The 13942-nt window shown below is 34.6% G+C and carries 9 protein-coding genes; all 9 read right to left on the reverse strand.

All coding sequences use genetic code 11. The annotated features are described in order from the left end of the window. Window positions 1-382: 382 nt before the first annotated feature. Genes BQ7474_RS06710 through pheS form a run of 9 tightly spaced genes read right to left on the reverse strand, consistent with a single transcriptional unit; the run spans window position 383 to window position 13929 of the window. A complete protein-coding gene (locus BQ7474_RS06710; RefSeq protein WP_073998156.1) occupies window positions 383-1933 on the reverse strand; it encodes an NAD(P)/FAD-dependent oxidoreductase in 1551 nt (516 codons plus the stop codon). 31 nt (window positions 1934-1964) lie between these two features. After that, window positions 1965-3050: a tetratricopeptide repeat protein gene (locus BQ7474_RS06715; RefSeq protein ID WP_073998157.1), complete on the reverse strand. Its 1086-nt coding sequence runs from the start codon at window positions 3048-3050 to the stop codon at window positions 1965-1967. A gap of 1 nt (window position 3051) precedes the next feature. After that, window positions 3052-3753: a hypothetical protein gene (locus BQ7474_RS06720; protein WP_073998158.1), complete on the reverse strand. Its 702-nt coding sequence runs from the start codon at window positions 3751-3753 to the stop codon at window positions 3052-3054. Further along, the gene (argS, locus tag BQ7474_RS06725) at window positions 3753-5453 is read right to left on the reverse strand and encodes an arginine--tRNA ligase (protein WP_073998159.1); all 1701 of its coding nucleotides are present in this window, start codon (window positions 5451-5453) and stop codon (window positions 3753-3755) included. The genes BQ7474_RS06720 and argS overlap by 1 nt, the downstream gene beginning before the upstream one ends. Before the next feature lie 14 nt (window positions 5454-5467). Beyond that, window positions 5468-7813: an endonuclease MutS2 gene (locus tag BQ7474_RS06730; protein WP_073998160.1), complete on the reverse strand. Its 2346-nt coding sequence runs from the start codon at window positions 7811-7813 to the stop codon at window positions 5468-5470. Beyond that, entirely contained in the window at window positions 7813-10011 is a 2199-nt protein-coding gene (locus BQ7474_RS06735; RefSeq protein ID WP_073998161.1) for a peptidase U32 family protein, read from the reverse strand. Before BQ7474_RS06735 ends, BQ7474_RS06730 begins: the two co-directional genes overlap by 1 nt. Then, complete coding sequence (gene zapA, locus BQ7474_RS06740) at window positions 10011-10502, reverse strand: cell division protein ZapA (protein ID WP_073998162.1); 492 nt, start codon at window positions 10500-10502, stop codon at window positions 10011-10013. The genes BQ7474_RS06735 and zapA overlap by 1 nt, the downstream gene beginning before the upstream one ends. Before the next feature lie 8 nt (window positions 10503-10510). Beyond that, window positions 10511-12898: a phenylalanine--tRNA ligase subunit beta gene (gene pheT, locus BQ7474_RS06745; protein WP_073998163.1), complete on the reverse strand. Its 2388-nt coding sequence runs from the start codon at window positions 12896-12898 to the stop codon at window positions 10511-10513. Between the two features lie 8 nt (window positions 12899-12906). Beyond that, the gene (gene pheS, locus BQ7474_RS06750; protein WP_073998164.1) at window positions 12907-13929 is read right to left on the reverse strand and encodes a phenylalanine--tRNA ligase subunit alpha; all 1023 of its coding nucleotides are present in this window, start codon (window positions 13927-13929) and stop codon (window positions 12907-12909) included. Between the last annotated feature and the right edge of the window lie 13 nt (window positions 13930-13942).

Consider the following 13942-nt stretch of genomic DNA (forward strand, 5'->3'; position numbering starts at 1 on the left):
CACTGATCTAAATCAATGCGTGATTTATTTTTTTAATCATCCTTTAAGAAATCAACTTGGATAAGTTGTCAATAACTTATTTAAAGTTTTTGATAGGTTGATTATGTTTTACATAATCATTGATATTAAATTTCATTGTAGATAACGAGTCCTCAGGCTACGCCTTGCGGCAATTCCATTGAGGGTCCTCTTCTGGCCGGACGGGCCAGTTATCTGGTTCAGTGTCGTTTATTTGTAACGACTTTATTAGTCTACTACTAAAAAATACTTTTGTCAAGACTTTTTTAAAATATTTTCAAAAAATCTTTTTTATCATCTTCATTTCTTAGAAGCGACTTATAAGAGTATACACCCTTTTATTTTGAATGTCAAATATTTTTTCTTATTTTCTTTTTAATATATATTCTGCTGACTTTATCCCATCTATGGCTGATGACACAATGCCTCCTGCAAAGCCTGAACCTTCACCTATTACATATAAGTTTTCTATTCCTTCTGCTTTATTTTCACCATCTCTTTTCATCTTTATTGGAGATGATGATCTTGTTTCTACTCCAGCTAGTATTGCATTGTCATCATTGAAACCTTTGATTTTCTTACCCCAGTTTTCCACTGCTTCTATAATCATTGCTTCAATTGCTTCTGGATAAAGACCTCTTAGATTGCTTTTTTGGTAAAGACCTTCTATAGATGGTTTTATATGTCCAAATTCATTTGTTATGTTATTGTTTTTATAATCTATATATCTCTGAACTGGTACTTTTCCACTTCCTAGTTTGTATGCCTTGGCTTCTATTTCTCTTTGAAATCTCATTCCATCTAAAATATTTTTGCCATAGACATCCTCGCCAACAGTGACTATTATTGCAGAGTTTGAATTTTTGCCATCTCTTGCGTGATAGCTCATTCCATTGACACAAAGTTCACCTTCTTCACTACTTGCATTTACTACATATCCTCCTGGGCACATACAAAATGTATAAGCTGATAAGCCCTTTTCTCTGTCATTGTAGGATAGATTGTATGATGCTGCTGGCAAAGGATTATTATCTATATCAGTTTCTTTTCCATTATACTGGGCATCATTTATAGTTTTTCTCTTGTGTTCAATTCTAAATCCAACGGCAAAGTTTTTATTTTCAATTTTTATTTTATTTGCTAATATCTCAAAACTATCTCTTGCCGAATGTCCCAGAGCTAGGACATAGGAATCACTTGTTAATTTTTCACCATTGATGGTTAAGCTATCCACTTTGCCATCATTTATATCTATATCATCCATATGGTGGGAGAATAGAAACTCTCCTCCACTTTTTATAATTTCTTTACGCATATTGACTATTACATCTCTTAATAAATCTGTCCCTATATGCGGCTTGGAATCTATTAGTATATCATCTGGTGCGCCATGTTTGTGAAAGGTCTCAAGAACTAATCTAACTCTTGGGTCTTTGGACCTTGCAGTAAGTTTTCCATCTGAATATGTGCCTGCCCCACCTTCTCCAAATTGGATATTGCTTTCTGGATTGAGTTTGCCAGTTTTTTTGAAATTTTCAATAGTTTTTATCCTATCTTCTATTGGCTCGCCTCGTTCTATTACTTTTACCTTTACTCCGTTTTGAGCCAGGATGTAGGCACAGAATAATCCAGATGGTCCTGATCCTACTATGGCAACTTCTTTTGGTGGATTGTTAATTTCTATAGAAAAATCTTTATAGGCAAAGCTTTCAGCACCCTTTATCTTCTTAATTTCCTTATCTGGCAAATCTATATCTACTAAAACCTGGTAGTTAAATTTTATTCCCTTGCGAGAATCTATAGATTTTCTGAAAATTTCATATTCAAAATTTTTACGTCTGATTAGTTTTGCAATTTTTGCCCTTAGCTTATCTTTGTTGTCTGATTCTAGAATAATATTTCTTATTATTATCATAATTCCTCATTAAAAAAGACCCCTAGAGGTCTTATATTTCAAATTGATTTTTGATTATCATCAAGTTATGCCTTATCTCATCGCTTAAGTCATCGAAGGTTAGTAATTCTTCAATATCTTCTTTTGCCTTGTTAATATTTCCTATAACTAAGTTGATTTGTATTTTGTTATAGGAAATCCTTGGATCTGATGGATATTTGTCCAAGCCTTCTTCTATTATATTTAAAGCTTCGTATGGTTTTTCCCTTAGGTATAGGGAGACTCCATAGTCATTGTAGACTTCTCTAAAATCTGCACCTGCATCAAGGGAATTTTCGAAAGCCATAATAGAATTGTCGTATTGGCCGATATTTTGGTAGGCAACTCCCAGATAATAATATGCATCAGCACGTTTCTTATTTGAAAGAAGCCCAGTCAATTTTTTGATTGCATCATCATACCTAGATTTGCCAATGAAATAAAGAGCTTCTTCAATCTCTGCATTGTCATTTATTTCTGTAAGCTTATCCCTTATTTCATCCATAGCTTCTGGTGAATCAGTTTTTTGCAATGCATTGTTATAGTAACTTCTTGCCTTGATGTATTCTCCCAAATTTTTGTAAATATTGCCGAGTTCATAGTAAGCTATAGCAAAGTTATGGTCTCTTGAGATTATATCTTGCAAGATTTTAAGGCCTTCTTTTACAAATTCGTCTGCATTTTCTTCTTCTAGATTAAAAGCAATTGGCCATAGATATCTGGCGTATAGATATGAATTGTAATTATCTTCTGGATTTAGAATATATCCTCCCCTTAAAAACAAAAGAGATTTATCACTATTATCGCTTGCTAAGGCCTTGCTTGAGGTGTATCTAGCAATATCTGGAATGTACTTGTTTAAAATAACCTTGTATTCGTCAGCGTGGATAAAATCAGGATCAACACCTATATTTATAATCATTCCATCTAAGAATTTTTCCAAGGAAATTTCTTCTTGCATCTGACCTGTCATAATGCCAGTTTTCATATCGTCGATATATACTGGCAAATCTAGGTCTTTTAATAGTTCATTAGAAGATGTATCCTTTAAGTTTAGATATGCCAAGTTTTCTGTATATTTTCGAAAATAATTATTCATATTAATATCTCATAAACTTTCTTTGGCGGTATGGGTGGTCGTTTAAGTATTTGAATAGATGTCCCCTAACCAGATAAAATAATAGTTCAAAAACTGCATATATAAAAATATAGCCAGCCTTTGTAAGTCCTAAGCTTAGTCCGTAGGTGAAGTTATAAGTGAAATAAACTCCAATTATTATAAATATTAATGACAATAAACCATAGGTTATTACATTGTCACAAACAAATTTTGCTGATGATTTTATTGCATCAAATCCTGACTTGCCATTTATATATACTTCTTCTACCATTGCCGACATAAAAAATTCAAATGCTACCATTGTTATCAAATAGCCTGCAAAGTTCATGCCTCTTTGGACGATTGATAATACCATACTTATAAGATAATAGTAAAAGACTGTACTTAATATTGGCTGGAAAAAATTACCTAGGGAGTTTCCTATAGATTTTTTGCCAGGGTTGCCATAAACAACAAGGCTTCTTAAGGCTTGGGCTACAAAGCAAAGAAGGGCTGCATCAATAAAGTAGTTGATTAGCCCGGCTGCCATAGTCCTTGAAAACATCCCATTCATTCTATAATTTTGATAAAAGGCTCTAACTAATATAACTATAAATGCTATATATACTTTGTCTAACTTGGCAAAGCTTTCTTTAAAAGCCTTGCCAGTTACTTCAATAAAGTCCTTTAGCCTATCGTTCATTACATCTTCTCAACAGTTTTGATTCCAAGTAATGCTAGTCCTTCTTTGATAACAATAGAAGCAGCATATGTTAGAGCAAGTCTTTCATTTTTAACACCTTCATCTTCTGCCATGATTTGGTGAGCATTGTAGAATTTGTTGAAGTTCTTAGCAATTTCCATAATTTGTCTTGATACAATTGATGGTTCATATTTGTCGTGTGCTTTGATAAGTGAATCTTCAAAACCAGCTATTGATTTGATTAAGGCCATTTCTTCTGGAGTGTTTAAGTTCTTGAAATCAAGTTCTGCAAATTCTTCTTTGCCTGCTTTGGCAAGTACAGATTTTGAACGAGCGTATGTGTATTGTACGTATGGACCTGTTTCTCCGTTGAAGTTAAGTAGGTTGTACCAGTTAAATACATAGTCTTTAATTCTGTTGTTGTATAGCTCTTGGAACTTAACAGCACCTATACCTACTATTTGAGCTGTTTCCTCGATGTTTTCTATATCAGCATCACGGTCGTTCATGATTTCTTTTGTCTTTTCAATTGCCTTATTTAGTACGTCTTCTAGGAAGATAACGTGACCACGTCTTGTTGATAATGTCTTATCTTTCATAGATACAAGGCCAAAAGGAATGTGGATACAGTCTTCCCAGAATTCGTGGTCCATCTTCTTTAGAATTTTTCTTAGTTGTTGGAAGTGTAAGTTTTGTTGGCTTGCTACAACGTATAAGTTTTTGTAGAATCCATATTCTATGTCACGGTTTTCTGCTGTAGCTATATCTCTTGTAATATAGGCACTTGAACCATTGGATTTTAAGATGATTGCTGGTGGAAGGTCTTCATCTGTTAGGTCTATGATTTGTGCTCCCTCAGAATCAACCAATAAGTTTTTCTCTTTTAGTTCAGATATTACACGTGGTTCTGAAGCAGCATTGTAGCTTTCACCGTGGTAGTTATCAAATTCGATGTCAAGCATTTTATATACTCTATCAAATTCTTTAAGTGAGAGGTCTTTGAACCATTGCCATAATTCTACAGCTTCTTCTTGGCCTTCTTCAAGATTTCTAAATTCTTGTCTAGCTGCATCCATCATCTTTGGATCATCTTCTGCTTCAGTGTTGTATCTTACATATAGTTTTAATAGTTCATTGATTGGATCAGCATCTATAGCTTTTTTATCTCCCCAAAGTTTATAAGCTGCTATCATTACACCAAATTGTGTACCATAGTCACCTATATAGTTGATACCAATTGTGTTATATCCCAAAGCTTTGTAGATGTTTCTTATAGCATCACCAATTACAGTTGATCTTATGTGACCAATGTGGAATGGTTTTGCAATATTAGGAGCAGAGAAGTCTATGGTTACATTTTTGCCTGTACCAATTTGTTTTTTACCATAGTTTTCTTTTTCTTTTAATACTTCATTTAAAACTTGGTTTTGGATAAATGCTTTGTCTGAATAAAAGTTAATATATGCATTTAGTACTTCAACTTTTTCAAATGTTTCAAGATCGCCGATTTCATCTTTTAGTTCGCTTGCTATTTGTGCTGGGTTTTGTCTTTTAATTTTTGCTAGTGAAAAGCATGGGAATGAATAGTCACCCATATCATCTTGTGGCGGAATTTCGATTAGGTCATAGATTTCGTCATATGATAGTCCAAGGTCTAGTTCTTCTAGTTTTTTAGCAATAATTACTTTTTGATCTTTCATAAATTCTCCTTATATTAACTTAGGCTTACGATGGTTACACCAAAACCACCCTCTTTGTCATTACCCGTTCTAAATGAACCAATCATTCTATTAGATTCAAGATATTCTGTGATGCCCTTCCTCAATGCTCCAGTCCCCATACCGTGAATAATCTTTACTTCATCAAGACCTGTAAGCATTGCATCATCTAGATATTTGTCTACTTTTAAGATGGCCTCGTCTAATCTTTGGCCTCTTAGATCAAGGGTTGGTGAAAAACTCGCTACTTTCTTTGCATTATACACTTTGTTGATATTTTTTCTAGTTTCATCGACACTTGCAATCTTTGTTACATTTTTGATATTTGAATCCATTTTTAGTATACCCATTTGGACTTTGATATCGCCTTTTGAATCTGGAGCGGATATAACTTCGGCTTCTTCTCCCAGACCTGCTATGATTACCTTATCTCCAATTTTTAAATCATCTGGTATATCTTTGGATTTTTTGACTCTTAGGCCGTCTTTTTGTCTATCAATCTTGTTTTTCTTGTATCTATTTCTAATGTTATTTAAGGACCTATCGATGTCACTTGTGTTGGCGTTTTTTGATTTTTTGGCTTCTTTGAGCATTTCTTGAGATTCGCTGTTGGCTTTTTCTAAGATTTTATTGGCCTTATCTTCAGCTTCTCTTATGATTTTTTGACGTTCTTTTTCAACTTCTTTGGATTTAACTTCAAGTTCTCTTTTTATACTTTCTATTTCTTTTTTGTAGCTATCGATCTCAGAGTTTTTATCTTCGAGAACTTTCCTATCTTCTTCGATTTGTTCAAGGATTTTATTTACATTTCTCGTATCTTCCCCTATAAGACTTTGAGCATTGTCCAGTATTGCTTGATCAAGGCCAAGTCTTTTTGAAATTTCGAAAGCATTTGACTTGCCTGGTGTGCCAATCTCTAGTCTATAGGTTGGCGAAAGGGTATTTACATCAAATTCTACCGATGCATTCATAACTCCTTGTGTGTCAACAGCATAGTATTTTAGTTCACTATAGTGGGTTGTGGCAAAGGTCATAACCTTTCTTTTCCTTAAGTTGTCTAATATCGATATGGCTAGAGCTGCGCCTTCTGTAGGGTCAGTACCAGATCCTACCTCATCTAGTAATACCAAGGACTTATCACTGGCCTTAGACAAAATATCCACTACATTAGTAAGAGAAGCAGAGAATGTAGAAAGGCTCATTTCAATAGATTGGGTATCTCCAATATCTACATATATATCATCAAATACATTTACTATAGACCCCTCATCAGCTGGAATATAAAGTCCGCTTTGGGCCATAAGGCTAATCAGTCCAACTGTTTTAAGTGACACTGTCTTACCACCTGTATTGGGTCCTGTGATTATTAATGTCAGATATTCGCCACCTATTGAGACATCAATTGGCACAACCTTTCCCTTTAGTAGTGGATGTCTAGCTTGTTTTAGACTCATTATTTTCTCATCGCTAATCTTTGGCAATGAGTGTTCTTTGTTAATGGCATACTTTGCCTTGGCAGCCAAGAAGTCTATACGACCCATTATTTTTTGATTTTCTAAAATCTCTACGTCAAAGGCTTCTGTAAGTCTTGATAGCCTATCCAAGATCCTTCTGATTTCTTCTTCTTCCTTTAATTCCAAGTCTCTAAATTGGTTGTTAAGTTCAACTATGGCAGCAGGCTCTACAAATATAGTATTGCCACTTGAGGACTTGTCGTGAATGATGCCACCTATAGCTGACTTCTTATTAGTTCTTACCGGGACAACATACCTACCATCTCTTACAGAAACTACCTTGTCTTGAAGGATGTCATCAAATTTGGAATTTGTCACATAAGAATTAAGTTTTGCCTTGATTTCTTGCTCTTTGCGAGCCTTTTGCCTACGTATATTCCTTAGGGCTCCTGATGCATTATCAGCGATTTCATCTTCACTAATTATTGATCTCTCGATTTCTTTTCTTAGGAAATCCTCGGTATTGATCCTATCAAATAAATCTTTGATATAAGGCTCAGATATATTCTTGCCGTATTCTTTGAGGTATTCGCTCGCCCTAAGCAAATCATTGACTTGCAAAAGCTCATAGGCTTCTAGGATTCCCTTTTTCCTCACATAGGAAATCATATCAGTAAAATCATAGAGGCCAAATAAGTCAATATTGCCAAATCTTTTTATGACAGCAAACATTTGTGATGTTTGTTCTAGCTCCTCTTTTATGTCGTCAATATCAGTCATAGGAGTTAAATTTAAAATTTTATTTTTAATAAGCATTGAACGTGCTTCTTTAGATAAAGCTTCTAAAATTTTCCCATATTCTAGGACCTCTAAAGTTTTTTCTTGCATTAAATAACTCCTTTCTCATATCTTTGGGATATCTTTTTCGTATTAATACTTTTTATGTCATCATCTTCCATGACAGAATAAAGTAGTGAAAGCTGATCGCTAAATTTATTTCTATCAGCTAGGATAGCTTCTTGTGGATAAATCTTGGAATATGATCCATATCGTATAACTTTCATCAGATTGCCATCAAAAGACTTCATACTTGCATTGTTAAAGCTACAAGTCCTGCATCCTTCTAAACCACATTTTTTAATTACAGAAAACGGACAATGTCTCATATTCATAAGCTCAATCCTACCATAGGCAAGAGCTTCTACTTGCAAGTTTTGCCTATTGATAGTATCAAAATCACTTTCTACTGATGAAGTGATACTTTCAGCCAAGTCAGCATAAAAATCATAGGCATAGGAATTGAAAACATTGAGATATCTGCCTATCCTAATTCTTATATCATTAGCTTTAAAATCATCTATATAGTATAAATCCCTATAATTATTTATAATAACACCACGAATTTTATTTTCTTTGATATAGCCTATAAGATCCTCAATATCGTATTCATCATGTGAATCTAGGTTAAGGTATAAGTTAAGTCCGGCATATTTTTTATCAAAGGATCTTAGATAAACATTGTCAAAATCATCTAGCAATTCTCTTGATATATGGTTAGTCAAAAGTTCTATATTCTTCTCAGCTTTGATATTTTCTTTTTTCTTATGTTCAGGCAAATCGATTTTGATAGCTTTCCTATGATAATCTTTTAGTATTTCTTGGAAAAGTAAGTTAATAGCCTGCCTACGGCATTGGTTGATGTCTTTTTTCCTAAGAAATATCCCATCTTCAATATCCACTTTAATTAGACTAGGAGTAAAGATTTCATCGTTGAATTTGCCTAGATTTTCTTTAACATCTTCTTCCTTAAGGGAAATCTTGCTAGCTTTTTCGCTTTTTACATTGTGAGTGTAAGTTACTGTGTCCTTGCCATGGACTATTGTAAGCCTTGGGTAATGACCAATTTTTGCATCAAAATATAATTTGACGTCTAGATTTTTATAGCTTCCAAGTCCTTCTTCTAAGTCTTTACTTAAGGAAATGGAATTTAGCATAAGAACATGAGAATCGATTTGGGCATCCTTATATTTATCTAGGAAAATTTTATCTCCAGCGCTGTAGGCTTTGGTTGTAGTAAATGGCAATCTCTTGCCCTTATCAGTTGTTATTTCTAGATTATCTCCAAGTTTTAGATTAGAATTGCTTATAAAGTATTTTTTACCTTTTTCATTTGAAATTTTTCCAACAGATCTATGCTTATTGTCATCTTTCAAAAGAATATAGTCTCTATTTTGGCCAAAGATGAAACCATCAGTGTAGCCTCTATTTGATGAGTCTAACAAATCATTTTTATTGTAATTATTCTCATAAATCTTGGACTTATAGTTAGAAACTGCCGTATATACGTATTCTGCTGTCTTCATACGGCCTTCAATCTTGATACAATCTACTCCGATTTCTAAAAGCTGGTCTATATTGTCTATGGCATTTAGATCTTTCATATTGAGAAAATAATCATCAGCAAGAACCTTCCCATTTGATATGAGCTGGTATTTTTGCCTACATGGTCCAGCACACCTGCCCCTATTTGCAGATCTGCCACCAAAATATGAGCTCATCAAGCATTCGCCAGAATAGGACACACACAAGGACCCGTGGACAAAAACTTCTAGTTCGCAAGGAAGTTTGGCGATTTTTCTAATCTCTTCTATTGGAGTTTCTCTGGCTATGACAATCCTATCAAAACCAAGAGATGCCAAATATTTTGCCCCATAGTATTCCCTAACAGCCATCTGAGTTGATGCATGAAGCTCCATGCCAGGAACCTTATCTTTTATGATAGAAAAAAATCCTATATCTTGGATAATTAGCGCATCAGTTCCATACTCATAAAGTTTTTCTACATAGGAAATAGCCTTTGCCATTTCACTATCTTTTATGAGAGTATTCATAGTAATAAATACCCTCTTGCCAAAGAGATGGACTAAGTCTATCACTTCTTTGATATTGTCAATGGTGAAATTTTCGGCATAGGCTCTTGCACCAAATTCATTAAGGCTTAAATAAAAGCTATCAGCATCTGCAGCAAGACCTGCATAAAGCATGTCGTAGTTGCCAACAGGTGCTAGGATTTCAGTTTTTGTCATTAAAGTTTTTCCTTAAAATTATCATTTTCTGCTTTTAGGCTGATAACTTCTTCTTGGAGTTTTTTTACTTCATTTCTAAGTTTTTCTATAGTTTTTGTAGACTCTTCGTTGTTTTTGACTTTTCTAAATAAATTGGCATTTTCTTCTTCAAGATTTTTGTTTTGCTCAAGTTTTTCATCAAGCTTTGCCCTTAGCTCTTCATTTTCTCCTATAGCTTTTTTATAATCTTCGCTAAGGGTCGGGTAGTTTTCTACTGCCTCTCTTGAATCTTCCTTTAAATTATTGTATTTGTTGCCCACATTAAACAAGTCATTGGCTATGTTTAAACTAGTAAGAACCAACTCTCTGTCAAAGCTTAAACGTTGTGATTTTACTTCATTGATTTTCTTTTCTACGTACTTTGCAATATCTCTGATTTGATCTTCATCTTCATCTGTCAGCAGGGTATAGTTTACACCGTCAATTTCAACTTGAACTTTATTTTCAGACATTTATACTCCTAACCACGTAAAATAATATTATTTTCTTCTAGTTCCTTCAAAATATTTTTTTCTATCTCGGACATATCTTCTTCTTTGAGGGTCCTATCATCAGATCTGAAGCTTACATTGTATGAGATTGATTTCTTGTCATCTGCTATCTGATCACCTGTATATACATCAAATAGTTCGATTTCTTTGACCAAATCTTCTCCCTTACTTCTAATTATATCTTCAATAAATTTGGATTCTACATCCCTGTCAGTAACAAAGGAATAGTCACGTGTGATTGCTGGATATTTTGGAAGAGCCTTATATTTTCTTTCTACTTGCCTTTGGTCAAGGATTTGAGAAAGGTTTATTTCTAATATTTGACAGCCCTTTTTGATATTATATTCATCTCTGATTTCATAGGAAATTTCACCAATCATGCCGATTTTCTCATCTTTTAGGTAGATATCTGCAGATCTTCCCTGATGAAGTACTGGATTTGTTTCATTTGCCACAAAGCTAAATCCTCTTAGGCCAACATTTGCCATAGATTTGATAAAGAAATCTTTCATATCATAAAAATCATATGAACCATACAAGGCCATTGTTAGTGTGTCGTTTTCTTTTGGTAGGTCTTTGTCGCATTTGACAAATGCCTTTCCAAGTTCAAACAGCCTTAGGTCTTTTTGGCCGCGATTGATATTTTTGTAGATTACATCTAGGATATTTGGTATTTGGGTAGTTCTCATAACTGAGAAATCTTCACCAAGTGGGTTGATAAGATTGATTGTATCACGAAGTTTGGAATCTTTGTCTAGGCCCATCCTGTCAAATTCTTTTGGTGATATGAAAGAATAAGTTGTAATTTCAGAAAACTTTTGGCCAACTAATGCATTTTTTAGGTCATCGCGCAATAATCTCGCATCTGATCTTATACCTCTTTGTAGGGTTGATTTTAGTGGTTTTGATTCAATCTTGCCCATACCGTAAAGTCTAACAACTTCCTCTATAAGGTCTGCTTCTATATCTATGTCAGTTCTAAAGAAAGGAACTTTTGCCTTAATTGTATCATCATCAATTTTTTCAATTTCAAATTCTAAAAGCTCTAGATTTTCTATTGCTTCATCCATTGTAAAGTCCACACCACTTAGGGCATTTAATCTTGAAATCCTGAGATTTACATACTTATCTTCGCTATTATCATTGCCTACCCAGCGAAGTCCCTTAGCAACTTTACCGATGTTTAAGTCTGAGATAAGTTTTAGGGCTCTTTTTGATGCAAAATCTGCCATGTCAACAGCTATGCCTTTTTCAAAACGGTTTGATGCCTCACTTCTAAGGCCTAGTTTTTTGGAAGTTTCCCTAACTGTTGTAGAATCAAAGTTTGCAGCTTCTAGTAAGATATTTTTAGTATCACTTGTTACTTCAGTATCGAAGCCACCCATAAGACCTGCAAGACCAACTGCTTTTTCTCCATCAGCTATTACAAGCATTGATGGGTCAAGCTCTCTCTCTTCGCCATCAAGAGTCTTAAGGTTTTCGCCTTCTTTACCATCTCTTACTATAAGTTCTTTGCCAGAAACCTTATCCAAATCATAAGCGTGAAGTGGTTGACCTGTTTCTAGCATTACAAAGTTTGTAATGTCTACTATATTGTTAATAGGACGCATACCAGCAAGAATAAGGTAATTTTGTAGCCATTGAGGTGATTTGTCGATTTTTACATCTGTCACAGCCCTTAGGATGAATTTATTGCACTTATCAGAATCTAGAGTTAAGCCTTTTGTTAGCTCTATGATGTTTTCTTCACTTTCTGGATAGTCTAGCGAAGGAAGGCTGATTTTTTCTCCAAAACTTGCAGCACTTTCCCTGGCCATACCTATGATAGATAGGCAATCTGGTCTGTTTGGAGTGATTTCATATTCTATAACCGGTGTATTTGATTTTAGTACTTCGCTTACAGGCGTTCCCGGTTCAAATTCTCCATTTAAGATAATAACTCCATCCTTAAATTCCTTTGGAATAACATTATCAGGATAGCCTAGCTCGCTATAAGATGTGAGCATTCCTTCAGAGTTTATACCAAAAAAGTCATGGTCTCCAATTTCTGTGCCATTGTCAAGCTTTGTTCCACTTGTTATGACAAATAAGTAATCGCCAACCTTGGTGTTTGGTGCAGCTGTTATAATAGTGGTAGGTTCTTTTTTGCCTATGTCAATTTTTAAAACCTTGAGCCTGTCAGCGTTTGGGTGCTTTTCTTGTTCTAGAACATGGCCTACAACAACTCCTTTTAGGTCAGTAGTTCTTATAGTAACTTCCTCTACGTGAGATCCTGTTTCTGAAAGTCTATCTGTAATTTCTTTTATGTCTTTGTCGATTATTACATAATCATTTTGCCAAATTAAAGGTACTAACATTATTTCTCCTAAAATTGTTCGATAAATCTTTTGTCATTATCATAAAGTAAGCGAATATCATCTAGGCCATATCTAACCATAGCAATCCTATCAACTCCTAGGCCAAAGGCAAAGCCAGTGTATTTTTCGCTATCTATACCACAAGCTTCTAGTACATTTGGATGAACCATACCTCCACCAAGAAGCTCCATAGACCAGCCTGTGTTACCACATGCAGGACAACCTTCTCCGTGGCATATTGGGCAAGTTGCATCTACTTCAAGTGATGGCTCTGTAAATGGGAAATGGTGAGGACGGTACCTAAGTTCTATATCATCTCCAAACATTTCCTTGATAAAGGTCTCAAGTGTTGCTTTAAGATTTGCCATAGATACATTCTCGTCAACAACCAAACATTCCAATTGGTGGAACATTGGTGAGTGAGTTCTGTCTACTTCGTCATTTCTGAAAACCCTACCTGCTGAAACCATTTTGATAGGAAGTTTGCCCTCGTTCATCACGCGAATTTGTACTGATGAAGTATGTGGACGTAGTAAAATATCATCTGTAATGTAGAAAGTATCAGATGTTGACCTTGCTGGATGGTCTGCTGGTGAGTTTAGATCGTCAAATACGTTTTTAACTGTGTCAATTTCTGGACCATCTACAACTTCAAATCCCATATTTTGAAATATTGTTTCCAAATCATCTAGGGTTTGGTTGATTAGTGATAGGTGACCACTCTCGTGTCTATCAAAGTGGGCTGTCACATCTAGTTTTTCTTTTTTAATCTTTTCTCTTAGGATTTCTTTGTTAAGGGCTTCAGATTTTTGTCCAAGTGCTTCTTCAATCTTTTTACTGTTTTCATTTATTAGCTTACCAGCCATTGGTTTTTCTTCTTTTGGCAACTTAGAAATGTTTTTCTTTAGATCTGTAATAAGTCCCTTTTTGCCAAGATATTTAACCCTTGCCTTTTCCAAGTCATCTAGGCTACTTGCAGCTTCAATTTCACCTCTTGCTTTTGCCAGTATGTCATTAAGTTTTGCTTCCATCATCTTCTCCTAA

It is taken from the genome of Anaerococcus urinomassiliensis, assembly GCF_900128425.1.
GTDB lineage: Bacteria > Bacillota > Clostridia > Tissierellales > Peptoniphilaceae > Anaerococcus > Anaerococcus urinomassiliensis.